This is a genomic window from Pseudarthrobacter quantipunctorum, assembly GCF_045291495.1.
Lineage (GTDB): Bacteria > Actinomycetota > Actinomycetes > Actinomycetales > Micrococcaceae > Arthrobacter > Arthrobacter quantipunctorum.
On record NZ_CP148033.1, the window covers coordinates 2,060,256 to 2,083,607 of the forward strand.

At 65.9% G+C, this 23,352-nt stretch carries 20 protein-coding genes; 9 read left to right on the top strand and 11 right to left on the bottom strand.

What is annotated here, in order from left to right; all coding sequences use genetic code 11:
• Position 1 precedes the first annotated feature (1 nt).
• The 4 genes from WHH00_RS09565 to WHH00_RS09580 are packed head-to-tail and all read right to left on the bottom strand — an operon-like array spanning position 2 to position 3,978.
• On the bottom strand, positions 2-361 hold the full coding sequence (locus WHH00_RS09565; protein ID WP_066275674.1) for a non-heme iron oxygenase ferredoxin subunit: 360 nt from the start codon (positions 359-361) through the stop codon (positions 2-4).
• Between the two features lie 22 nt (positions 362-383).
• Positions 384-1,670 carry a Fe-S cluster assembly protein SufD gene (sufD, locus tag WHH00_RS09570; RefSeq protein ID WP_406638325.1) on the bottom strand — a complete coding sequence of 429 codons (1,287 nt, stop codon included), beginning with the start codon at positions 1,668-1,670 and terminating at the stop codon, positions 384-386.
• Positions 1,671-1,672: 2 nt separating this feature from the next.
• On the bottom strand, positions 1,673-3,136 hold the full coding sequence (gene sufB / locus WHH00_RS09575; protein ID WP_066275669.1) for a Fe-S cluster assembly protein SufB: 1,464 nt from the start codon (positions 3,134-3,136) through the stop codon (positions 1,673-1,675).
• On the bottom strand, positions 3,136-3,978 hold the full coding sequence (locus WHH00_RS09580) for a helix-turn-helix transcriptional regulator (RefSeq protein ID WP_406638327.1): 843 nt from the start codon (positions 3,976-3,978) through the stop codon (positions 3,136-3,138). The genes sufB and WHH00_RS09580 overlap by 1 nt, the downstream gene beginning before the upstream one ends.
• 190 nt (positions 3,979-4,168) lie before the next feature.
• Here WHH00_RS09580 and WHH00_RS09585 point away from each other — a divergent pair, with 190 nt between their 5' ends.
• Genes WHH00_RS09585 through WHH00_RS09595 form a run of 3 tightly spaced genes read left to right on the top strand, consistent with a single transcriptional unit; the run spans position 4,169 to position 6,883 of the window.
• Positions 4,169-5,137, top strand: a complete 969-nt coding sequence (locus WHH00_RS09585) for an ABC transporter ATP-binding protein (RefSeq protein WP_406638329.1) — start codon at positions 4,169-4,171, stop codon at positions 5,135-5,137.
• A 50-nt stretch (positions 5,138-5,187) separates the two neighbouring features.
• Complete coding sequence (locus WHH00_RS09590; protein ID WP_406638542.1) at positions 5,188-5,931, top strand: ABC transporter permease; 744 nt, start codon at positions 5,188-5,190, stop codon at positions 5,929-5,931.
• Positions 5,932-5,938: 7 nt separating this feature from the next.
• Positions 5,939-6,883 carry a COX15/CtaA family protein gene (locus WHH00_RS09595; protein ID WP_406638331.1) on the top strand — a complete coding sequence of 315 codons (945 nt, stop codon included), beginning with the start codon at positions 5,939-5,941 and terminating at the stop codon, positions 6,881-6,883.
• A gap of 77 nt (positions 6,884-6,960) precedes the next feature.
• Here WHH00_RS09595 and WHH00_RS09600 read toward each other — a convergent pair whose 3' ends face one another.
• Both WHH00_RS09600 and WHH00_RS09605 read right to left on the bottom strand, forming a co-directional pair.
• Positions 6,961-9,294 (bottom strand): SulP family inorganic anion transporter, encoded by a 2,334-nt coding sequence (locus WHH00_RS09600; protein ID WP_406638333.1) that lies wholly within the window; start codon positions 9,292-9,294, stop codon positions 6,961-6,963.
• A 202-nt stretch (positions 9,295-9,496) separates the two neighbouring features.
• Entirely contained in the window at positions 9,497-10,456 is a 960-nt protein-coding gene (locus WHH00_RS09605) for a heme o synthase (protein WP_350002385.1), read from the bottom strand.
• Positions 10,457-10,998: 542 nt separating this feature from the next.
• Between WHH00_RS09605 and tkt the strand changes: the two genes are divergently transcribed.
• From tkt to pgl, 6 genes are read left to right on the top strand one after another with little or no spacing between them, the layout of a single operon-like run.
• Entirely contained in the window at positions 10,999-13,116 is a 2,118-nt protein-coding gene (gene tkt / locus WHH00_RS09610) for a transketolase (protein ID WP_406638544.1), read from the top strand.
• Between the two features lie 27 nt (positions 13,117-13,143).
• Positions 13,144-14,259 carry a transaldolase gene (gene tal, locus WHH00_RS09615; RefSeq protein ID WP_406638335.1) on the top strand — a complete coding sequence of 372 codons (1,116 nt, stop codon included), beginning with the start codon at positions 13,144-13,146 and terminating at the stop codon, positions 14,257-14,259.
• Positions 14,260-14,265: 6 nt separating this feature from the next.
• Positions 14,266-15,900, top strand: coding sequence for a glucose-6-phosphate isomerase (locus tag WHH00_RS09620; protein WP_406638337.1), 1,635 nt, complete (start codon positions 14,266-14,268; stop codon positions 15,898-15,900).
• 15 nt (positions 15,901-15,915) lie between these two features.
• Positions 15,916-17,475 (top strand): glucose-6-phosphate dehydrogenase, encoded by a 1,560-nt coding sequence (gene zwf / locus WHH00_RS09625; RefSeq protein WP_406638339.1) that lies wholly within the window; start codon positions 15,916-15,918, stop codon positions 17,473-17,475.
• Positions 17,472-18,413 (top strand): glucose-6-phosphate dehydrogenase assembly protein OpcA, encoded by a 942-nt coding sequence (locus WHH00_RS09630; protein WP_066275634.1) that lies wholly within the window; start codon positions 17,472-17,474, stop codon positions 18,411-18,413. The genes zwf and WHH00_RS09630 overlap by 4 nt, the downstream gene beginning before the upstream one ends.
• A complete protein-coding gene (gene pgl / locus WHH00_RS09635; RefSeq protein ID WP_406638341.1) occupies positions 18,403-19,221 on the top strand; it encodes a 6-phosphogluconolactonase in 819 nt (272 codons plus the stop codon). Before WHH00_RS09630 ends, pgl begins: the two co-directional genes overlap by 11 nt.
• Here pgl and WHH00_RS09640 read toward each other — a convergent pair.
• The 5 genes from WHH00_RS09640 to gap all read right to left on the bottom strand — a co-directional run bounded on the left by WHH00_RS09640 (position 19,174) and on the right by gap (position 23,169).
• Entirely contained in the window at positions 19,174-19,566 is a 393-nt protein-coding gene (locus WHH00_RS09640) for an RNA polymerase-binding protein RbpA (protein WP_406638343.1), read from the bottom strand. The two genes, pgl and WHH00_RS09640, sit on opposite strands and share 48 nt — an antisense overlap.
• Before the next feature lie 119 nt (positions 19,567-19,685).
• The gene (gene secG, locus WHH00_RS09645) at positions 19,686-19,943 is read right to left on the bottom strand and encodes a preprotein translocase subunit SecG (protein ID WP_066275628.1); all 258 of its coding nucleotides are present in this window, start codon (positions 19,941-19,943) and stop codon (positions 19,686-19,688) included.
• A 50-nt stretch (positions 19,944-19,993) separates the two neighbouring features.
• Complete coding sequence (gene tpiA / locus WHH00_RS09650; protein WP_406638345.1) at positions 19,994-20,809, bottom strand: triose-phosphate isomerase; 816 nt, start codon at positions 20,807-20,809, stop codon at positions 19,994-19,996.
• A 112-nt stretch (positions 20,810-20,921) separates the two neighbouring features.
• On the bottom strand, positions 20,922-22,148 hold the full coding sequence (locus tag WHH00_RS09655) for a phosphoglycerate kinase (protein WP_406638347.1): 1,227 nt from the start codon (positions 22,146-22,148) through the stop codon (positions 20,922-20,924).
• Between the two features lie 10 nt (positions 22,149-22,158).
• The gene (gene gap, locus WHH00_RS09660) at positions 22,159-23,169 is read right to left on the bottom strand and encodes a type I glyceraldehyde-3-phosphate dehydrogenase (RefSeq protein WP_406638349.1); all 1,011 of its coding nucleotides are present in this window, start codon (positions 23,167-23,169) and stop codon (positions 22,159-22,161) included.
• Positions 23,170-23,352: the final 183 nt, after the last annotated feature.

The following is a 23,352-nucleotide window of genomic DNA, read 5'->3' on the forward strand; positions in this document are numbered from 1 at the left end:
GCTAGCTGAAGTTGGGAGCCTCGGCGCCATTGAGGACATTGGTGACGTCCACGTAGACCTCGTCCCCGACGATCTCGACGGCGAACACCGGAACGGGATCGTAGGCGGGCAGCTGCAACGGTTCGCCGCTGCGCAGGTCGAACTGTGAGCCGTGGCCCCAGCACTCGATGGCGCAGCCCTCCACTTCGCCCTCGGACAACGAAATGTCCGCGTGCGAGCAGGTGTCGCCGATCGCGTGGATCTCCCCCATGGAGTCCTTGACGATCGCCACCGGGTAGTCATCAATCAGGATCCGCAGCGCCTGCTTCAGCTGGATTTCATCCACCTTGCAGACAAGCTCGCCCTTTGGCTGGTCAGTCATCTGTAACCGTGCTCCGTGCCTTCTAGTTGTCCGTCAGAGCAAGTTCGTGCTCAACAGCCTCGGTCAGCCGCTCCTCGATGGAGGGGACCTTGATCTGCTGGATGATCTCGTTCAGGAAGCCGCGGACCACCAGGCGGCGGGCAACATCCTCGGGGATGCCGCGTGCCATGAGGTAGAACAGGTGCTCGTCATCCATCCGGCCGGTGGCGCTGGCGTGGCCCGCGCCCTCAATCAGCCCGGTCTCGATTTCGAGGTTGGGCACGGAGTCGGCGCGCGCGCCGTCCGTCAGCAGCAGGTTGCGGTTGGCCTCGTAGGTGTCGGTGCCTTCGGCTTCCTTGCGGATGAGGACGTCGCCAACCCACACCGCGTGGGCGTTGCGGCCCTGCAGTGCGCCCTTATAGAGGACGTTGGATTTGCAGTTGGCCACGGCGTGGTCAACGAACAGGCGCTGCTCAAGGTGCTGTCCGGCGTCGGCGAAGTACAGGCCGAACATTTCGGCCTCGCCGCCGGGGGCGGTGAAACGGGCCGACGGCGTGACGCGGACCAGGTCGCCGCCGAGGCTCACCATGACGTGCTTGAGCTTGGCATCGCGGCCGATCTTCGCCTGCTGGGAGGAGGCGTGGACGGCGTCGTCGTTCCATTCCTGGAGCGTGATGACGGTCAGGCTGGCGCCGTCTTCCACGATGATCTCCACGTTTTCGGAGACGATCGCGGATCCCCGGTGGTTCAGGACAACAACTGCCTTGGAGAACTTCTCCGCAACAATCACCAAGTGCTGGGCAGCCGGGTCAAGTGAGGTGCCTTCAATATCCACGCTGACTTCGGTCAGTGCTTCGAACTCCGAAGGGATGGTCACCACGGTGGCGCCGGCAAAGTTCTCCCAGGCGTTGGCGGAGACGCGGTCCTCGGGAATACCAGCGGTGCCGATGCGGCGGTCGTCGCGGCCGACGCTCTCCACGGTGATTTCCTCCGGGCCGGTGACGACGACGGTGGGCGCCGCGCCGGAAAGGACCTCGGAGTGCAGCCCGCGGAGTCGCTTGAGCGGGGTGAAGCGCCAGTCTTCCTCCATGCCGGTGAGCGGCTTGAAGTCGGCAAGCTTGTAGGACGTGAGGCGGCCGGCGCGTGAGCTGTCCGGAACGCCTACGCCGCCACCGTGGGAGTGGCTCTTGACCGCTTCGCCGGCCAGCGGGGCCTTGGAGGCTGCCGCGTTGATGGGCGAGAGGCTTTCGCCTTCTTCGGTGAAGCCGTCGATGAACGGCTGGGCTGAAGGCGCGCCGATGCGTGCCTTTTCAGTAGTGATTTCAGTCATCGTTATCCGACGGACCCTTCCATCTGCAGTTCAATCAGGCGGTTCAGCTCAAGTGCGTACTCCATGGGGAGCTCGCGGGCAATCGGCTCGATGAAGCCGCGGACGATCATCGCCATGGCCTCGTCTTCGCGCATGCCGCGGGACATCAGGTAGAAGAGCTGCTCTTCGCTGACCCGGGAAACAGTTGCCTCGTGGCCCATGACAACGTCGTCCTCGCGGATGTCAATGTACGGGTAGGTGTCCGAGCGGCTGATCGTGTCAACGAGCAGCGCGTCGCAGCGGACGGTGTTGGCCGAGTGCTTGGCGCCTTCGCGGACCTGGACCAGGCCGCGGTAGGCCGCGCGTCCGCCGCCGCGGGCAACGGACTTGGAAATGATGGAGCTCTTGGTGTTCGGCGCGATGTGCACCATCTTCGAGCCGGTGTCCTGGTGCTGGCCTTCGCCTGCGAACGCAATGGACAGCGTTTCGCCCTTGGCGTGCTCGCCCACGAGGTAGACGGCCGGGTACTTCATGGTGACCTTGGAGCCAATGTTGCCATCGACCCATTCCATGGTGGCGCCCTCTTCGCAGATGGCACGCTTGGTCACCAGGTTGTACACGTTGTTGGACCAGTTCTGGATGGTGGTGTAGCGGACGCGGGCGCCCTTCTTCACGATGATCTCCACAACGGCGGAGTGCAGCGAGTCCGAGGTGTAGATCGGCGCGGTGCAGCCCTCGATGTAGTGGACGTAGGAGTCCTCGTCCGCAATGATCAGGGTCCGCTCGAACTGGCCCATGTTTTCGGTGTTAATGCGGAAGTATGCCTGCAGCGGGATGTCCACGTGGACGCCCTTGGGGACGTAGACGAAGGAGCCGCCGGACCAGACGGAGGTGTTCAGGGACGCGAACTTGTTGTCGCCCACCGGAATGACCGTACCGAAGTACTCCTGGAAGATTTCCGGGTGTTCCTTGAGTGCGGTGTCGGTGTCCAGGAAGATGACACCCTGGCGCTCAAGGTCCTCACGAAGCTGGTGGTAGACAACCTCCGACTCGTATTGGGCGGCGACGCCGGAAACCAGGCGCTGCTTTTCGGCCTCCGGGATGCCCAGCTTGTCGTAGGTGTTCTTGATGTCCTCAGGCAGGTCGTCCCACGTGGCAGCCTGCTTCTCCGTGGAACGGACGAAGTACTTGATGTTGTCGAAGTCGATGCCGGACAGGTCCGCACCCCAGGTGGGCATGGGCTTGCGGTCGAAGTACTTCAGGCCTTTGAGGCGGAGGTCAAGCATCCACTCCGGCTCGCTCTTCTTGGCCGAAATGTCCCGGACCACTTCTTCGTTGAGCCCACGGCGTGCGTTGGCGCCGGCGTCGTTCTTGTCGGCCCAGCCGTACTCGTAGTTGCCGATGCCGTGAAGCTCGGGATTCTTCTCGAGAATCTCCGAGATCACAGTGTTTTCGGCTACTGCTTTCTCTGATAGTTGGTCCGTCATCACGGCCTTTCTTGCTGATGGTTGTTTACTTCAGTCAGGCTGGCGGGGGCTTCCGGGGGCGTTGTGGGCCCTCCGGAAGACAGCCTGCCTGTGGGTATGTGGGTGGTGCACACGTGGCCGCCGCGGGCCAGGGTGGAAAGCCGGCGCACGTCAACGCCCACCAGCCTGGAGAACACTTCGGTTTCCACGTCGCAGAACACGGGAAAACGGGCCGCGAGCTGCTGGATGGGGCAGTGGCCCTGGCATAGCTGGACGCTGGAAAGGGCGGCCGGCAGCGGAGCTTTGGCCTCGATGGAGGCTGCCGAGGCCACGAAGTTATCGCGGCTCAGGGCGTCTGCCAGCGCTTTGGCGCGATCGGTGATGTCCGGGCCGGCTTCGTCGATTTCCGGCGCATACCTGCGCTCCATGTCGGCAAAACGCTCGACGGCGAAGGCCCGCACGGCATCCGGCCCTGCAACCTTCTGGAGCTGCTGGAGGGCGAGGGCGGCGATGTCCAGGTAGTCATTGCCGAGGCTCGACTGGCCCTGGGAACTGAGGACATAGCGGCGTGCCGGACGGCCTGCGCCGCTGCCGGATTTGGCAACCCGCTTGACTTCAATGACGCCGGCACGGGAGAGGTGGTCCAGGTGCCTGCGGACGGCGGCCGGTGTGAATCCGAGCAGATCCCCGAGTTCGGCGGCGCTGACGGGTCCATGTTCCAGCACGGCCGCAAGGACGCGGTCGCGGGTGCGCTCATCGGCATCGGCCACCGGGCCCGCGGGCATGGCGCCGCGTTCCGCTGTAACAGCGGAGGCCCCGTGCCGGGCAACAGGCACAGCAGTAGCGTTGGTCATGGAATACACAACACAATAGTGTCGTAATTTAGTCCCGCATTCCAGTAAGGCGAGGCTGACCTGTGCTGAAACCCACCCTTGGAGTTTTGGTCCACATATGCAGGCTTCAGCGGCCGGGAGCCCTGCATACCTGGACAAGAACTCCGGGCTGGCGAACGCAGCGGACTGCCGCTAATACTACTTCCCGTAGAATCTTGGGGTGCGATTGCCCCTGTCCCCCGTTCTGTCCATCAACGGGCTTGTTAAAGATGTAGGCCCGCTCTCCAGCATGGACGGAAGAATGCTCCGGGTGGTGAGCGGCGTCTCACTGACAGCCGGGCGCGGGCAGGTCACGGCGCTGCTGGGTGCCAACGGCGCCGGAAAGACAACCACCCTGGAATGTGCCCAGGGCCTGCAGAAGCGCAGCGGCGGAACCATCTCCCTGCTCGGCCAGGACCCCGCAACCGCAGGCGCGGACCTGCGCTCCCGCGTCGGTGTGATGCTTCAGGACGGCGGCCTCCCGCCGTCGGCCCGTCCCCTCCCCCTGCTGCGGCACATTGCCGGCCTTTATGCACACCCCTGGCCCGTGGACGACCTTGTCCAAAGGCTCGGCATCGACACCTTCAGCCGGACCACCGTCCGCCGTCTTTCCGGCGGACAAAAGCAGCGATTGGCCCTCGCCGCCGCTCTGGTGGGGAGGCCGGAGGTTCTGTTCCTTGACGAGCCGAGCGCCGGCCTGGACCCGCAGTCCCGCCAGCTCGTGTTCGAGCTGATCGGGGAACTGCGCGATTCGGGGATGGGAATCATCCTCACCACGCATCTGATGGACGACGCCCAGCGGCTGGCGGACTACGTGTACATCATTGACGGCGGCCGAAACGTCGCCGAGGGAACAGTCCAGGAACTCCTGCAGCGCGGTCCCGCCGTGGACGCAGGCGCAGACCATGTGCGCACCCTCTCCTTCGACGCGACGCCGGGGCTGGACCTGTCCGGCGTCCTGCCGGCCGACGTCGTTGTCCTGGAAGAGCGGGCCGGAAGCTATACCGCTACCGGCGCCCTGACTCCCAAGCACCTTGCCGCACTGGCCGAGTGGTGGGCAGCGCACGACGTCATGCCCGCCGCCATGGCCCTGCAGGCGCGTAGCCTTGAAGACGTCTTTCTGGACATCTCGGGAAAGGACAACCGATGAACCCGACCCCCGCGGGCACCGCACCCGCTACCGGGGCGGAAGCACCTGCCATGCAGCGGCCTGCCACCCTGCTTCGGCGCATCCTGCTGCAAGGCAAATACGAAGCACTGGCCATGCTGCGCAACGGCGAGCAGCTGATCCTCGCGGTGGTGCTGCCGCTGCTTGCCCTCGTTGGCCTGACTGTTACGCCGTTCCTGGACGGCCTGGGTCCGAGCCGTATTGATGTGGCAGTCCCGGGGATCCTTGCACTTTGCGCCATGTCCACGGCGTTTACCGGGCAGGGCATCGCTACGGGATTCGACCGTCGATACGGTGTGCTGCGCTTCCTGTCCACCACCCCCTTGGGCCGGGGCGGGCTGATCGCCGGCAAGGTGCTTTCCGTCCTGGCGGTGCTGTGCTTGCAGGTTGCCGTGGTGGCAGCGGTCGGGTTTGGCCTCGGATGGCAGCCGACGGCGGCAGGCTGGGTTCCCGGGCTGCTCCTCCTCGCGCTGGGCGCGGCAGCGTTCACCGCCCTGGGGCTGCTGGTGGCCGGGACGGTCCGTCCCGAGGCCACGCTGGCCATCACCAACCTGCTCTGGATCCTCCTCGGAGCCCTCGGCGGAATCGTGATTCCTGCCGAACGGCTGCCCGCCGCCGCCCAGCAGATCGTGGGACTCCTCCCCTCGGGCGCGCTCGGCGAAGCCCTCCGGGACGCCTTCCTGCACGGTGCGGTCAATGGCGCAGCCTCCCTCATACTGGTGCTCTGGACAGTTACTGCCGGGGCCGCAGCAATCCGTTGGTTCAAGTGGAATTGAGATACTCGTGAGCACCGCCTTCCGCCTTCCCCAGTTCGCCGGCCGCCTGGCGTCACGGCTGCCCCGCACCGTGGACAAGAGCGTCCGCCGTCTGGCCGTGGCATCCCTGATCGGGCAGACCCTGCTGGTGCTCACCGGCGGAGCGGTCCGGCTGACCTCCTCCGGCCTGGGCTGCCCCACCTGGCCCCGCTGCACGGACACGTCCCTGGTGAACACGCCCGAGATGGGCATCCACGGGTTCATCGAGTTCGGCAACCGCCTCCTCACCTTCGCGCTGGCCGCCGTCGCCGCACTGATGCTGGTCTACCTGTGGAACCTCCGCAAGGAGCGGCGCGACCTCTTCCTGCTGGCACTGGGCCTGCTGGCCAGCATTCCCGCGCAGGCCGTGATCGGCGGCATCACGGTCCTCACCAACCTCAACCCCTGGGTGGTAGGCCTCCACTTCCTGGTCTCCATGGCACTGGTGGTGCTGGCCACGCTGCTGGTCAACCGGGCCTTCGGCCGGACCGGCCGGTTCCGCACGGCAGCCCTGGCCGCCCTGCCGGGGTTCATGCGTCCGGTGACGGCCGCCGTCGCGCTTTTTTCCGCCCTCGCCGTCATGCTGGGCGTGGTGGTCACCGGAGCCGGTCCGCACGCAGGGGACGCCGATGCACCGCGCAACGGGCTGGACTGGGACCTGTTCTCGCACATCCACGCCGTCCCGGCCTACCTGGTGACCGCCGGAACCCTGGTTGCGCTGGCGCTGGTGCTGCTGCGGCGGATCACGGGCCCCATCCGGACAGCTGTCCTGGGCCTCCTCGGCGTGACTGTGCTGCAGGCCGTCATCGGTTTCACCCAGTACTACAACGGCATCCCGGCACTGCTGGTGGCAGCCCACATGCTCGGCGCCGCGATGCTTATGGGCGCTGCAACGAACGCGTGGGACATCGCCAGGTCAAGCCCCGTGGACTGACCACGCCTGCCTGCAACCGAAAAGGGCGCCCCGGTTCGCGAACCGGGGCGCCCTTTCGCTTGCCTGCGATGCCGTGCTTAGCCGGCCTGCGCCCGGGCCCTGGACATGTCCGCAGCCTGTTCCGGGTCGAGGAACTCGATGCCCGTCTGGCGTACAAGCACCACCCTGGCCGTGGCGATGTCATAGAAGAGGCCTGTTGCCTGGACCCGTCCGTCGGCGAGGGCGGGACCTGCCAGCGGATGGCTTTCCAGCTTGGCGAGCTGGACGGCGACGTTCACCATGCCCAACTGGTCCACAGCGGAATAGCCCGCGGCAGCAGCGGCGGCCGCCACTGGGTGATGGCCCAGGAGGCCGTCGTAGCTCGGCCTGGCGTGGTCCAGCCAGGCGTCGAAGCCGGCGCCCAGCGCGCCGGCCCCCTGGCCCTCCGCGTCTTCCATCAGGGCCTTCATGGCCCCGCAGTTGGAGTGCCCGCAGATAACGATGGAGTCCACCTCCAGGCCTTTCAGGGCAAAGGCGAGGGCAGAGTCGATCGAGGCGTCCTGGCCGTCATGGCAGACGACGTTGCCGATGTTGCGCAACGTCAGCAGGTCGCCTGGACCACTGCTGGTAATCAGGTTGGGGTTCACGCGCGAGTCCACGCAGGCCACGAACAGGGTGTCCGGGTTCTGCCCCTCTGCCAGGTCCTGGACCAGGGGCCGGACCTTGTCCGCGAAGCGGCGGTGGTACTTGTTGATGCCCAGCAGGACCGGCGACGGCGGCCGCGTGCTTTGTCCTGCGATTGCCACTGCCAGTTCGTCCTGGGCGGGCTGCCATGAGGTCCGCGGCGGCAGCGGAAGCTCCTGCGCCTCCTGCCGTTTTGGCGCCTGGTCAGCCGCGTCCCGGAACAGCGTGTTCCCGTGATGTTCAAGGACCACCGATCCGCCGGCGGCCTGGTACTGCCGCTGCCAGGCGAGCAGCGCCTCCCGGAACGCGTGGTCCACGTAGTCCGCGTTGAGCTCCACAAGCACGTGCTTGCCGGCCGGTACCGAGTGCAGCACGCGGTTAAGCCGCGGCAGGGCGAAGAAGCTGCACGATCCTTCAATGCCGACCCGCCAGGATCCGGACGGCAGCACGGGTGCCTGCGCGTGGACTGTTGCCCTCAGGACACGCCACAGTACGCTGGCCGCTGCGAAGGCAAGGCCGATCATGACGCCCTCGAGCAGGTTCAGGAAGACCACACAGAGCAGGGTTACTGCGTAGATCGGCAACTCACCGGTCCGGAGGCTGGTCCGGATATCGGCCACCTTGATCAGGCGTGCGCCAATGACCACCAGGAGTCCGGCAAGGACGGATAGGGGAATCAGCTGGATCAGCCCTGCGAAAAGGGCGGAGAAGGCCAGAACCCAAATACCATGCAGCACGGCGGAGGCCCGGGTCACAGCCCCGGCCTCCACATTGGTGGCACTGCGCACAATCACTCCGGTGACGGGCAGCCCGCCCAGCGACCCGGAAACGATGTTGGCAGCACCCTGCCCCACGAGCTCACGGTTCAGGTTGGTTCGCGGCCCGTTCTGCATTTTGTCCACGGCTACGGCGGACAGGAGGGATTCAATGCTGGCGATCAGAGCCATCGTCAGCACGGCAAATGCTGCTGCCCGCCAGCTGCCGTCCGGCAGCTGCGGCAGGGTGACTGCATCGAGTATCGAGCCGGTGAAGGAGATGCGTTCAACGTTGGGGGCGAACGCCGCCGAGAGTGCCGTTCCGGCAGCGACGGCGGCCAGCGGTCCCGGGACACGGCGCACCGCGGCGGGCAGGTACTTCCAGCCGAGGAGGATGACGACGACGGTAAGGCCCAGCAGCGCGGCGTGCAGTTCGACGCCCGTGATGGCTGCCGGCAGGGCTTCAAGGTTCTCGAGGGCCGAGCCGGCTGCCTGCGATCCGAACAGGACGTGGAGCTGCTGAAGGATGATGGTGACGCCGATGCCGGCCAGCATGGCTTTGACCACCACAGGCGAGACGGCAAGGGCGGCGCGTCCCACGCGGCTGATGCCCAGCAGCAGCTGGACCACGCCGGCAGCCGCGGTGATCGCGCAGGTCACCTGCCAGCCGAACTCCTGGACAATGCCGGCGACGACGACGGTCAGCCCGGCCGCCGGTCCGCTCACCTGCAGGGGTGATCCGCCCAGGCTGCCCGCCACGATGCCGCCGACCGCCGCAGCGATGAGGCCGGCCATGACGGGGGCCCCGGATGCTGCGGCGATGCCCAGGGACAGGGGCAGGGCAACGAGGAACACCACCAGTGAGGCAGGGACGTCGGCCCCGAGATGCGACAGGAAGCCCGGCCGGCGGAACCCGGAGCTGTTGTTGCCGCCCGCCCTGGGCGGGCTGTGGCTCGGGACCGTATGGATGGGTGCGTGGGGCGGCTGCGGCATTGACATTCCTCTGATCGGGAGCAGGTCCAGACCCACCGTAACCACACCGTCACGTGTCATGACAGCTTAAAGTGACAAACATGACACGCTTGTCATGCCCGCCTTCATGAATGGTTGCCTTCGCGTTCCATCACGTAGCGCCCAACAAAAAACCTCCCCCGGCCACGGCCAGGGGAGGTTCAGGAATTCGATGGTGTGAGGGTCAGCCTGCCATGACGGCGGGCCCGATGAACGGGTCGACTGCCAGGGCGATAAACAGGAGGGTGAGGTAGCTGATGGAACCGTGGAAGACCTTCATGGCCCGCTTGTCCGAGATGTCCTCACGCTGAGCCCTGTTGTAGAGCGCGTGTGATTCGTAGAGGAACCAGGCGCCGGCGAGGACTGCGGTGACGGTGTAGACCCAACCCGCTCCGCCGGCCGGAACCATCAGCAGGGAGCAGGCAACCATGGCCCAGGCGTAGAGGACCACCTGCACCGAGACCACCTTGGCGCCGGCGATGGCGCCGAGCATGGGGACCTTGGCGTTGCGGTAGTCCTCGCCGTAGCGCATGGACAACGGCCAGTAGTGCGGGGGCGTCCAGAGGAAAATCACCATGAAGAGAATGACGGCCGGCCATTCCACCGAGTTGGTGACCGCCGCCCAGGCGATCAGCACCGGGAAGCAGCCAGCGGCGCCGCCCCACACGATGTTCTGGGCAGTCCGGCGCTTGAGGATGATCGTGTAGATCACCACGTAGAAGAAGATTGCACCCAAACCGAGCCAGGCGGACAGGGGGTTGGCGCCGAACCAGAGGATCGCAATGGCGGCGGCACCCAGGAGCCAGGAGAAGATCAGTGCTTCACGCGGCGTGACTTCACCGGTAACCAGCGGGCGGTTCTCGGTACGGTGCATCAGTTTGTCGATGTCCCGGTCGATGTAGCAGTTGAAGGCTCCGGCGCTGCCTGCGGCGAAGGCGCCGCCAACCAGGGTGGCAAGGATGAGCCCGATGGACGGAAAACCGCGCTCTGCGTAAATCATGGTGGGCAGCGTGCTGACCAGGAGCAGTTCGATGACCCGGGGCTTGGTGAGGGCGAGATACGCCTTTGCCTTACGGGCGATCCCGGGCCGCGAAGCCCGTGATGCGTTCAGCGTCGTACCTGTTGTGCTCACGGTGGCAGTCACCCGTTCTGTTGGCAGTTCTGTCTGGCTGTCCAGCTATGTCATCCGGCCCCGCCCTGAACCGGGCGCCCGCGGAACAGTGATCCACGCAACAGCGGGAGTCCGGGCGGCTGGCACGTGTCCCCCAGCCCGGCGCTAGCCTCCGAATATTATACCGCGCCGGCTTCCCCGCCACGGCCGTCCCGAGACCCGGCCGCCCGGTCCCGCCCCGGCCGCCTGTTGGTGCTGATGATCGCTCGCGCGCCAATTCGAGCAGATTAACTCAACCTCACTTCAGACGCATTCACATAAGCGGAAATTGCGTCCAAAACGTGAGATTTGGGCCGCCCGGAGAATGGAATGGAGCTAAGCTGTCACCAGATCAGCACGCAGCAGGGAAGCGGCGGAAACCGCATTCCCAACTGCCAGTGGCTGAGTGAAAGATCAACGTTTCGATGGTGAACGGCTGGTACACACCGCAGCGGGCGCCACACAGCGTGCCTTCATGCGGACCCGGTGTGCCACCTGCCATCAGCACAGAGAGGGGCCCGGTTTTCGTGCCACATTTGGAAGAGCAAGAACTGTCCTGGACCAGCCTGGACCAGCGTGCGGTGGACACTGTCCGCGTGCTGGCCGCGGACGCGGTGGAGAAGGTTGGAAACGGCCACCCCGGAACGGCCATGAGCCTGGCGCCGGCCGCGTACCTTCTTTTCCAGAAGCTGATGCGCCATGACCCGCGGAATCCGGACTGGCTGGGCCGCGACCGCTTCATCCTGTCCCCGGGCCACACTTCCCTCACGCTGTACATCCAGCTGTTCCTTTCCGGCTACGGCCTGGAACTGAAGGACCTCGAGGCCCTGCGCACCTGGGGATCGCTGACCCCCGGCCACCCCGAGTACAAGCACACCGCCGGCGTCGAGATCACCACCGGCCCGCTGGGCCAGGGCCTGGCGTCGTCCGTTGGATTCGCCTACTCCCAGCGCCGCCAGCGCGGCCTGTTCGACGCCGATGCTGCCGCCGGCGAAAGCCCCTTCGACCACACCATCTGGGTCATTGCGTCCGACGGCGACCTCCAGGAAGGCGTCACGGCTGAGGCTTCCTCGCTTGCCGGCCACCAGGAACTCGGCAACCTCGTAGTGATCTACGACGAGAACCACATCTCCATCGAGGACGACACCGACATTGCTTTCACCGAGGATGTCCTGAAGCGCTACGAGGCCTACGGCTGGCACGTCCAGCGCGTTGACTGGACCAAGACCGGCGAATACAAGGAAGACGTCCAGGAGCTCTACTCGGCGCTCCTCGCAGCCAAGGCTGAGACGTCCAAGCCCTCCATCGTCTCGCTGCGCACCATCATCGGCTACCCGGCGCCCAAGAAGCAGAACACCGGCAAGATCCACGGTTCAGCCCTGGGGGCCGAGGAAGTGGCAGCACTTAAGGAAGTGCTGGGCTTCGACCCCGCCAAGTCCTTCGACGTGGACCAGGATGTCCTGGCGCACGCCCGTGCCGTGGTGGACCGCGGCGCTGCCGCCCGCAAGGAGTGGGAGGAATCCTTCAACGCCTGGCAGGCCGCCAACCCCGCTGGCGCAGAGCTGCTGCAGCGTATCGAGGCCAAGGAACTGCCCGAGGGCCTCGACGCAGCCCTTCCGGTCTTCCCGGCCGGCAAGGACGTCTCCACCCGCGCAGCCTCCGGCAAGGTCCTGAACGCCCTGGGCCCGGTCCTCCCCGAACTCTGGGGCGGCTCGGCGGACCTCGCGGAGTCCAACAACACCACCATCGAAGGCTCGCCGTCCTTCGTTCCTGCCTCCAAGCAGACCGACGCCTGGTCCGGCAACCCGTACGGCCGCGTGCTGCACTTCGGCATCCGCGAGCACGCCGCAGCCTCCATCGTGAACGGCATCAGCCTGCACGGACGGACCCGGGCATTCTCTGGCACGTTCCTGATCTTCAGCGACTACCAGCGCCCCGCCATCCGCCTCGGCGCCCTGATGGGTGTTCCGTCGCTGTACGTCTGGACGCACGACTCCATCGGCCTCGGCGAAGACGGCCCCACCCACCAGCCGGTGGAACAGCTCGCGTCCCTGCGCGCCATCGTGGGCCTGGACGTTGTCCGCCCCGGTGACGCCAACGAGGTAGCTGTCGCCTGGAAGACCATGCTGGAGAACCACAGCAACCCCGCCGGCATCGTGCTGACCCGCCAGAACATCCCCACCTGGGAGCGCGGCGAGGGCGACGCCGACGGCGACACCTTCGGTTCCGTTGCCGGCGTCGCCAAGGGCGGGTACGTCCTTGCCGAAGCATCCAAGGACGGCGCCACCGTCCCGGCTGACGTAATCCTCATCGGCACCGGATCCGAGGTCCAGCTGGCCGTCCAGGCCCGCGAGGCCCTGCAGGCCGAAGGCATCGCCGCACGCGTTGTCTCCATGCCCTGCGTCGAATGGTTCAGCAAGCAGGACGCCGCCTACCGCGAATCCGTGCTGCCCGCAGCCGTCAAGGCCCGGGTATCGGTCGAAGCAGGACTTGCCCTCGGCTGGAAGGAATTCGTCGGTGACGCCGGCCGTTCCATCAGCCTGGAGCACTACGGCGCTTCCGCAGACTACAAGCGCCTCTTCCAGGAGTTCGGCATCACCGCAGAGGCCGTCGCCGCTGCCGCCAAGGACTCCCTCGCAGGCCTCCAGGCCTAACCAACGATTTCCAGGAGATACAGAATTATGACTACTCCCACCAAGCAGCTCTCCGACGCCGGAGTTTCCATCTGGCTCGATGACCTTTCCCGCGGACGCCTGGACACCGGCACCCTGGCGAAGCTCATCGAAGAGAAGAACGTGGTTGGCGTAACCACCAACCCATCCATCTTCCACGCCGCCATCACGGCAGGCACCGACTACGACGCCACCATCGCCAAGCAGGCGGCAGCCGGCGCCAGCGTCGAGGACACCATCTTCGAGATCACCACCACCGACGTCGCGGACGCCTGCGACCTGTTCGCACCGGTGGCCGCAGCCACCAAGGGCGTGGACGGACGCGTCTCCATCGAGGTTGACCCCCGCCTGGCCTGGGACACGGCAGGAACCATCGCCGAGGCCAAGCACCTGTACAAGCGGGTCAACAAGGACAACGTACTCATCAAGATCCCGGCCACCCTCGAGGGCCTCGAAGCCATCACCGCAACCCTGGCCGAAGGCATCAGCGTCAACGTGACCCTGATCTTCTCCCTGGAGCGGTACCGCGCCGTCATCAACGCCTTCCAGTCAGGCCTGGAGCAGGCCAAGGAAAACGGCCACGACCTGTCAAAGATCCACTCCGTTGCCTCGTTCTTCGTTTCCCGCGTGGACTCCGAAATCGACAAGCGGCTCGACGCCATCGGCACCGAGGAAGCCAAGGCACTCAAGGGCAAGGCCGGCCTGGCCAACGCCCGCCTGGCCTACCAGGTCTACGAGGAGCTCTTCGCCACCGAGCGCTGGGCCCTGCTGGCCGAAGCCGGCGCACTCCCCCAGCGCCCGTTGTGGGCCTCCACCGGTGTGAAGGACCCGGCCTACCCGGACACCCTCTACGTCACCGAACTCGTCGCCCCGGGCGTCGTGAACACCATGCCCGAGAAGACCCTGGACGCCACCTTCGACCACGGCGTGGTCACCGGGGACACCGTCACCGGCACCTACACCGAAGCCAACGCCACCCTCGACGCCCTGGAGAAGCTCGGCATCTCCTACAACGACGTCGTCGCAATCCTCGAATCCGAAGGCCTGGACAAGTTCGTAGCCAGCTGGAAGGAACTGCTGGCCGACGTCGAGGGCGCCCTCGCCTCTGCACGGAAGGCTTCCTAACCCACTATGACCACTCTCAGCTACGACGCCACCGGTGCCGCACAGCAGGCATTGGAACTGCACCTCCCGGTCTTCGTGGAGGACCGTATTGCCACCCGCATCTTCGCCAAGGACCACACCCTGTGGGGTACTGATGCGGAGGCCGAGTCGGCAATCCGCCTCGGGTGGGTGGAGGCGGCCACCGTCTCCCAGCCGCTGGTCAAGGACATCCTGGAACTCCGCGACGCCCTGAAGTCAGAAGGCGTTACCCGCATCGTGCTGTGCGGCATGGGCGGCTCCTCACTGGCTCCAGAGGTTATTGCCGGCACCGCCGGCGTCGAGCTGACAGTGCTGGACAGCACGGACCCCGACCAGGTCCGCGCCGCCCTCGCAGACCGGCTGGACGGGACCGCGATCGTGGTCTCGTCCAAATCCGGCTCAACCGTTGAAACGGACTCCCAGCGGCGGGTCTTCGAGAAGGCGTTCAACGACGCCGGAATCGATGCCAGGAGCCGGATCATCATCGTCACCGACCCCGGTTCCCCGCTGGACAAGGCATCCCGCGAGGCCGGCTACCGCGCTGTCTTCAACGCCGATCCCAACGTCGGCGGCCGCTTCTCCGCGCTGACCGCCTTCGGTCTTGTTCCCTCCGGCCTGGCCGGGGTGGACATCCAGGCCTTCCTGGATGAGGCCGAGGAGGCAGCCGAGATCCTGAACGATGACGCGCCGGAGAACATCGGCCTGGCACTCGGAGCCGCCCTGGGCGGCACCAGCCCCCTGCGGAACAAGATCGTCATCGCCGAGGACGGCTCGGGCATTGTGGGCTTCGCCGACTGGGCTGAGCAGCTGATCGCCGAGTCCACGGGCAAGCTGGGTACCGGTGTGCTTCCGGTGGTTGCCGGCCCCAACTCACCCGAGGCCACCATCGGCGCGCCGGACGTCCTGGTGGTGCGGCTGGTGGCAGCCGATGCCGACGTCGAACTCGGTGAGAACGAGGTTGCCATCGCCGGCGGACTGCCCACCCAGATGATGGTCTGGGAGTTCGCCACAGCCGTGGCCGGACGCCTGCTGGGCATCAACCCTTTCGACCAGCCCGACGTCGAGGCCGCCAAGGTGGCCGCGCGCGGACTGCTGGACGCCCAGCCCGAGCCCACTCCGGCAGCGTTTGTCGACGGATCCATCGAGGTCCGCGGCGGTGACTGGCTCGGAGATGCCCGTACTGCCGAGGACGCCGTAAAGGCACTGCTGGACACGCTGGAGAGCGACAGCTACCTCAGCGTCCAGGCCTACTTCGACCGGCTGGCGTTCGCACAGCTCGAAGGCATCCGCGACGAACTGGCCGCCGTGTCCGGCCGCCCCGTGACGTTTGGCTGGGGCCCTCGGTTCCTCCACTCGACGGGCCAGTTCCATAAGGGCGGCCCGGGCATCGGGGTGTTCCTCCAGGTCACGGCCGCATCCGCGGAGGACCTTGCCATCCCGGAGCGTCCCTTCACGTTCGGGGAACTGATTGCCGCGCAGGCCGCCGGCGATGCCCAGGTCCTGACCGACCACGGCCGCCCCGTGCTCCGCCTGCACCTCACTGACCGGGCCGCCGGTGTGGCACAGTTGCAGGACATCATTGCTGCGCTGTCCGCCAGGTCAGCCTCCGTTACTGAAAGCTAAGGCACAAAAAGCACCATGCCAGAAACTGAATACGGCAGGAAGTCTGCTGGCCGTGGGCGGAATCCGCTCCGCGACCCGCGTGACCGCCGCCTGAACCGGATCGCCGGTCCGTCATCACTGGTCCTCTTCGGAGTCACCGGCGACCTTGCCCGCAAAAAGCTCATGCCCGCCGTGTACGACCTCGCCAACCGCGGCCTGCTGCCCCCCAGCTTCGCCCTGGTGGGTTTCGCCCGGCGCCAATGGGACAAGGAGGACTTCGCCGCCGAGGTGAAGGCCTCCGTGCAGGCCTACGCCCGCACCCCCTTTGATGAGGCAGTGTGGAACCAGCTCTCCGAGGGCATCCGGTTTGTGCAGGGGGAGTTCGACGACGACGACGCCTTTGAGCGGTTGGGTGAAGTCATCGACGAGCTTGATGAGTTGCGCGGCACCCGCGGGAACCATGCGTTCTACCTCTCCATCCCGCCCAAGGCGTTTGAACAGGTCTGCCGCCAGCTGTCCAAGCACGGCCTGGCACAGGCCGAGGGCGACAAGTGGCGCCGCGTGGTGATCGAGAAGCCGTTCGGGCACGACCTGGAGTCCGCCCGGCAGCTCAATGACATCGTCGAATCTGTCTTCCCGCCGGACGCGGTGTTCCGGATCGACCACTACCTGGGCAAGGAAACAGTCCAGAACATCCTGGCGCTGCGTTTCGCGAACCAGCTGTTCGAGCCGTTGTGGAACGCCAACTACGTGGACCACGTCCAGATCACCATGGCCGAGGACATCGGCACGGGCGGCCGTGCCGGCTACTACGACGGCGTGGGCGCGGCCCGCGACGTGATCCAGAACCACCTGCTCCAGCTGCTGGCCCTGACGGCGATGGAGGAGCCCATCTCCTTCAACGCAGACGACCTGCGCGCGGAGAAGGAAAAGGTGCTCGCCGCCGTCAAGCTCCCCGAGGACCTTTCCACGCACTCGGCGCGCGGTCAGTTCACCGGCGGATGGCAGGGCGGCGAACAGGTCCAGGGCTACCTGGAAGAGGAAGGCATCCCCGCCGATTCCACCACCGAAACCTTCGCCGCCATCCGGGTGGACATCCACACCCGCCGCTGGTCCGGGGTGCCGTTTTACCTGCGCGCCGGCAAGCGCCTGGGACGGCGGGTGACGGAAATCGCCGTCGTGTTCAAGCGGGCACCCAACCTGTTGTTCCGCGACCATGCCGAGGACGACTTTGGCCAGAACGCCGTGGTGATCCGTGTCCAGCCGGACGAGGGCGTCACCATCCGGTTCGGCTCGAAGGTCCCGGGCACGCAGATGGAAGTCCGGGACGTGACCATGGACTTCGGCTACGGGCACTCGTTCACCGAGTCCAGCCCGGAGGCGTACGAGCGGCTCATCCTGGACGTGCTCCTGGGCGAGCCGCCGCTGTTCCCCCGGCACGAGGAAGTGGAGCTGTCCTGGAAGATCCTGGACCCGTTCGAGGAATACTGGGCGCAGCTGAACGAGCAGCCCGAGCCCTATGCCCCGGGCAGCTGGGGCCCCGCCTCGGCTGACGAGCTGCTGGCCCGCGACGGACGAACCTGGAGAAGGCCATGATTGTAGACCTGCCGGACACCACGACTTCAACGGTTTCCAAGAAGATCATGTCCCTGCGCGAGCAGGGCGGCGTCATTGCGCTGGGCAGGGTGCTCACCCTCGTGGTGGTCACCAAGTCCGGGCTGGAGGAGGAGGCCATCGAGGCCGCCAACGAGGCCAGCCGTGAACACCCCTGCCGGATCATCGTCCTTGCCGACGCCGGAGCTACGGCCCCGGACCGGCTTGACGCCCAGATCCGCGTCGGCGGTGACGCCGGCGCCTCCGAGGTGATCGTGCTGCGCGGCTACGGACAGCTCTCCCACGAGAGTGAATCCCTGGTGGCCGCGCTGCTGCTCCCGGACGCACCGATCGTGGCCTGGTGGCCGCACGGCGCCCCGGAGAACGCCTGCGAGACCTCCATCGGGAGGATAGCCCACCGCCGCATCACCGATTCCGCCAACGAACCCGACCCGCAGCGTGCCCTGGAGAACATCCGGTCAACGTACAAAGCCGGGGACACCGACCTCGCCTGGACCCGGTTGACCAACTGGCGCATCCAGCTTGCTGCCGTCCTTGACCAGGTGGACTCCTCCCCCGTCACGTCCGTGGCCGTCGAGGGTGCCTCGGATTCCCCGAGCACCATCCTCCTCGCGGCCTGGCTGACGCTCACCCTGGACGCGCCGGTGACCATCGTCGCCGACCCAGCCGGCACGGGCATCCGCCGGGTCCGGCTGACGCGGCCCGGCGGGGACATCCAGCTCTTCCGGCCCGGTTTGTCAGTGGCCGAGCTGACCCAGCCCGGCCAGCCGGCGCAGCGGATTTCGCTTCCGCGCCGCAGCCTGCGGGACTGCCTCGCCGAGGAGCTCCGCCGCCTGGACCCCGACGAGGTGTTTGGGGAAGTGATTACTATTGGACTGCCACGTACCAATCTAAGGAGCGTCCGACCCAGTGAGCGTTGACCCAAGAGTAAGCATTCATCCTGACTCGTCCGTCCTGATGGCCGCCATCGCCGCCCGCCTGATCACAAAGCTTGTTGATGTGCAGGATAAATTCGGCGAGGCCACCGTGGTGCTCACCGGCGGAACCGTGGGTATCGGCACGCTCAAGGCTGTTGCGGACTCCCCGGCGGCTCCCGCCGTCGACTGGTCCAAGGTGAATTTCTGGTGGGGCGACGAACGCTTCCTTCCCGCCGGGGACCCCGACCGGAATACCACCCAGGCTTACGAGGCCCTGCTCTCGCACATCCCGGTGGACCCTGAACGGATCCACGAGCCCGGAACCTCGGATGACTTCGGCAGCCCCGAAGAGGCGGCTGAGGACTACGCCCAGAGGCTTCGGCAGGCTGCGTCGGCCGAGCACGCTGCGGACATGTCCGATGACCGGCCGGAGGAACCCGCTGCGCTCCCCCGCCTGGACGTTGTTTTGCTGGGTGTGGGCCCCGACGCGCACATCGCCTCGCTCTTTCCTGAGCAGGGCGGCGTCCGCGAAAAGGACCGCACCGTGGTGGGTGTCCGGAATTCACCGAAGCCGCCGCCACTGCGGATTTCTCTGACCCTGCCGGCCATCAACACCGCTTCTGAAGTGTGGATGGTGGTAGCGGGAGAGGACAAGGCTGGCGCCGTAGGGCTGGCACTGGCCGGTGCCAATCCGGTGCAGGTCCCGGCAGCCGGGCCGCGGGGCACGTCCCGGACCCTGTGGCTGATTGACGAGAACGCCGCTTCACGTGTCCCGCAGCAGCTCGTCCGGAAGGACGCCGCGGGCGCGTAGCTTTTCCAGCGCTCCGGCCAGGACGTCTTCGGCGTCCTGGCCGGAGCGCCGTTCTTTAACGTATTCGAGGTGTGTCTTGTAGCCGTCGTCCATAGCGTCCGCGGCGGCCGCTGCCTGACCGTCCCGTGATGCGGGGGCACCACAGCGCCGGCAATCCCACACAGGCGGAATCTGGTCCTCGGGAAGCTTGATGAAAACCGGCCTCGTCTCGTGCCCCTTTGCGCACCAGTAGGAGATGTGGATGCGGGGAAGAGCCTTGCCGTGGTCCACGGACTCGAAGCTGGAACCCGTCCCTTCCGTGACGCCCGCCCGGGTACCGCGGAAGCCTGATGCCGGGTGAATCATCGAAGGGACTCCTGCCTGCTTAAACAAGAACTGTGGCTGTCGGGAACCGACAGCCACAGTTTAGTTCTCTGAGCCGCGCGGCGGCAGTGTCCGCGCAGAGCCTTTCCCGGTTTACGGGATCAGGAGTCCCCGCCGCCGCTGAAGCGCATGATGAGGCCCAAGGCAATAATGACCATGCCCCAGGTGACTCCGAGGACTACGGTGAACCTGTTCAGGTTGCGCTCGGCAACGCCCGAGGAGCTGAGCCCGGAGCTCATGCCGCCGCCGAACATGTCCGACATCCCGCCGCCCCGTCCCTTGTGAAGGAGGATGAGCAGCGTCAGCAGGAGGCTGGTGATGCCCAGGAGGATCTGCAGAATGACATGAAGAACGTCCACGACGGCCTTTCAGGAGGTTGGAATTGCGGGAGTGTGCGCGGCGGGACGGACTAGTCCGTCACCAAGTGACTCTCGAACCTGACAATATTAGCAAACTCAGCCGGATCGAGGCTTGCTCCGCCCACCAGCAGGCCGTCAACGTCGCGTTCCTTGAGGATTGCGGCCGCGTTGTTGGCCTTGACCGAACCGCCGTACAGCAGGCGGGTCTTCGCGGCGGTGTCCGCCCCGAACAGCTGCTCGAGCTCGGCACGAATGGCAGCGCACATCTCCTGAGCGTCTTCCGGCCCGGCTACTTCACCGGTGCCAATGGCCCAGACGGGTTCGTAGGCGACCACCAGCTCAGCAGCCTGGTCAGCGGTCAGCCCGGACACACCGGCACGCAGCTGCTCCAGCGTGTGGTCGACGTGCGTGCCCGCCTGGCGGATCTCCAGGCCCTCACCGACGCAGAGCACGGGCGTGACGCCGTGCTTGAAGGCAGCCTTGACCTTGGCGTTGAGGACGTCGTCGGATTCGTTGTGGATGGTGCGGCGTTCGCTGTGGCCCACCAGGACGTACTTGCAGCCGAGCTTGTTCAGGAACTGTCCGGAGATGTCGCCGGTGTAGGCGCCGGAGTCGAACTGTGAGAGGTCCTGTCCACCGTAGGCGATGTCCAGGTCGTCGCCCTGGACAAGGGTCTGGACGCCGCGGAGGTCGGTGAACGGCGGGAAGACGGCAACCTCGACCCGGCTGTAGTCGTGCTTGGCGTCGGAAAGGGTCCAGGCAAGCTTCTGCAGCAGGGTGATGCCCTGCACGTGGTCCATGTTCATCTTCCAGTTGCCCGCGATGAATGGCTTGCGGTCGAAAGCGCCGTTCGTTGACGTTGTCACGTATTCTCCAAAAAGTTCTTGATAAGTGTTCGGCCGGCAGGCTGCCGTGGGCAACCTGCCGGCCGGAGGGACTGAAGGTTCAGGTACTGCTGCCGGAAGTACCGGGCAGGGCCTAACGGTCCAGGACGCTGAGCCCCGGCAGTTCCTTGCCTTCGAGGTATTCCAGGCTGGCGCCGCCGCCGGTGGAAATATGGCCGAACTGGTTGTCGGCGAACCCGAGCGTGCGTACGGCAGCGGCTGAGTCGCCGCCGCCCACCACGGTGAAAGCTTCCGTTTCCGTGAGGGCCTGGGCGATGGCGCGGGTTCCGGCGGAGAACGCTTCGAACTCGAAGACCCCCATCGGACCGTTCCAGAACACCGTCTTGGCCCCCTTGATCCGTTCGGCGAATACTGCCGCCGAATCCGGACCAATGTCCAGTCCGATGCCCTGGGCACCGAAGCTGCTGCCCTCGATGTTGTCCGCGGGGACAGTCTCGTGGGCGGCGTCTGCTGCGAACTTCTCAGCCACTACGACGTCCGTGGGGACCACGAACTCCGTGCCGGCGTCTGCTGCGCGCTTGAGGTAGTCCTGGACCACGGGGATCTGGTCTTCCTCGAGCAGGCTGGCGGCCACTTTGTGCCCGGCTGCGGCAAGGAACGTGAAGAGCATTCCGCCGCCCACCAGGATGGTGTCGGCCTTGCCCAGCAGGTTCTCGATGACCGCAAGCTTGTCGGACACCTTGGAGCCGCCGAGCACCACCACGTAGGGGCGCTGGGTGTCCGTGGTCAGCTTCCGCAGGACCTCCACCTCGGTGTGCACAAGGTCGCCAAGGTACGACGGAAGCCTGGTGGCGACGTCGTACACGCTGGCGTGCTTGCGGTGCACCGCCCCGAAGGCGTCGTCCACGTAGGCGCCGTTCCCGCCGGTCAGGGCCACCAGCTCGTCAGCGAAGGCGCCGCGCTCGGCGTCGTCCTTGCTGGTTTCGCGGGGATCGAAGCGGACGTTCTCGAGGACGAGCACTTCGCCGTCCTGCAGGGACGCTGCTGCTTCTTTGGCGGCGCTGCCGACGGTGTCGGCGGCGAGGGTGACCTTGAAACCGGCCAGTTCAGCCAGGCGGTTTACTGCGGGCCGAAGGGAGTATTTCTCCTCGGGCGCGCCCTTGGGGCGGCCAAGGTGGGCTGTTACCAGCACGCGGGCACCGGCGTCCGTGAGCTTTGACAGCACTGGCAGGGAGGCCTTGATGCGGCCGTCGTCAGTGACTGTAGAGCCGTCGAGCGGCACATTCAGGTCACTTCGAACCAGAATGTACCGCCCGCGGACACCTTCAGCGATGAGTTCGTTGAGGGTGTTTGATGTCATGTGTCTAACCCTAGCCCAGCTTGGCTGCGACAAGCTCCGTGAGGTCGACGAGGCGGTTGGAGTAGCCCCATTCGTTGTCATACCAGGAAACAACCTTGACCTGGTTGCCGATCACCTTGGTCAGGCCGGAGTCGAAGACGGACGAAGCGGGATCGCCGACGATGTCGCTGGAGACGATGGGCTCGTCCGTGTAGGTCAGGAAGCCCTGCAGCTCTTCGGACTCGGCAGCGCGCTTGAGGGCGGCGTTGACTTCCTCCACGGTGGTCTCGCGGGAGACGGTGACCGTGAGGTCGGTGGCGGAGCCGGTGGGCACGGGAACGCGGATGGCGTAGCCGTCCAGCTTGCCCTTGAGCTCGGGCAGGACCAGGCCGATTGCCTTGGCAGCACCGGTGGACGTGGGCACCATGTTGATGGCGGCGGCGCGGGCGCGTCGCAGGTCCTTGTGCGGGCCGTCCTGCAGGTTCTGGTCCGCGGTGTAGGCGTGGACGGTGGTCATGAGGCCGCGCTCGATGCCGAACTCATCGTTGACCACCTTGGCCAGCGGGCCGAGGCAGTTGGTGGTGCAGGATGCGTTGGAGATGATGTGGTGCGTGGCGTTGTCGTACAGGTTGTGGTTCACGCCCATCACGATGGTGATGTCCTCGTCCGAGGCAGGAGCGGAGATCAGGACCTTCTTGGCGCCGGCGTCGATGTGCTTCTGGGCATCGGCAGCCTTGGTGAAGAAGCCGGTGGATTCGATCACTATGTCCACCCCCAGCTCGCCCCACGGCAGGTTGGCGGGGTCGCGCTCGGCGAGCACCTTGACGACGGTGCCGTTGACGACGATGTTGCCGTCCTTGACCTCGATGGTTTCCTTCAGGCGGCCGCCGACGGAGTCGTACTTGAAGAGGTGCGCGAGTGCTTCGGGGCTGGTGAGGTCGTTGACTGCAACGATCTCCAGGTCCGCGCCCTGTGCGAGTGCTGCGCGGAAGTAGTTGCGGCCAATACGGCCAAAGCCGTTGATACCAATACGGGTCGTCACTTTTTCAGTCTCCTTGGTGCTTTCAGAAGCACAACTAGTTGAGCGGGCTATCAAGCCAACTAACAGATCCCGCACGCCATTGGGCAGAGATGATTTACATACGGAGGGCGACCAGCCTCATTGCTGAAGGCTAACCGCCTTCCGTGACCTATCTTACGTTTAACTTGGTCCGCCCCCGCAAGT

Excerpts from the sequence above, each read along its gene's own strand:
- WHH00_RS09565 (WP_066275674.1), bottom strand. The coding sequence starts at position 361 with ATGACTGACCAGCCAAAGGGCGAGCTTGTCTGCAAGGTGGATGAAATC.
- sufD (WP_406638325.1), bottom strand. The coding sequence starts at position 1,670 with ATGACTGAAATCACTACTGAAAAGGCACGCATCGGCGCGCCTTCAGCC.
- sufB (WP_066275669.1), bottom strand. The coding sequence starts at position 3,136 with ATGACGGACCAACTATCAGAGAAAGCAGTAGCCGAAAACACTGTGATC.
- WHH00_RS09590 (WP_406638542.1), top strand. The coding sequence starts at position 5,188 with ATGCAGCGGCCTGCCACCCTGCTTCGGCGCATCCTGCTGCAAGGCAAA.
- WHH00_RS09600 (WP_406638333.1), bottom strand. The coding sequence starts at position 9,294 with ATGCCGCAGCCGCCCCACGCACCCATCCATACGGTCCCGAGCCACAGC.
- tal (WP_406638335.1), top strand. The coding sequence starts at position 13,144 with ATGACTACTCCCACCAAGCAGCTCTCCGACGCCGGAGTTTCCATCTGG.
- WHH00_RS09620 (WP_406638337.1), top strand. The coding sequence starts at position 14,266 with ATGACCACTCTCAGCTACGACGCCACCGGTGCCGCACAGCAGGCATTG.
- zwf (WP_406638339.1), top strand. The coding sequence starts at position 15,916 with ATGCCAGAAACTGAATACGGCAGGAAGTCTGCTGGCCGTGGGCGGAAT.
- WHH00_RS09630 (WP_066275634.1), top strand. The coding sequence starts at position 17,472 with ATGATTGTAGACCTGCCGGACACCACGACTTCAACGGTTTCCAAGAAG.
- WHH00_RS09640 (WP_406638343.1), bottom strand. The coding sequence starts at position 19,566 with ATGATTCACCCGGCATCAGGCTTCCGCGGTACCCGGGCGGGCGTCACG.
- WHH00_RS09655 (WP_406638347.1), bottom strand. The coding sequence starts at position 22,148 with ATGACATCAAACACCCTCAACGAACTCATCGCTGAAGGTGTCCGCGGG.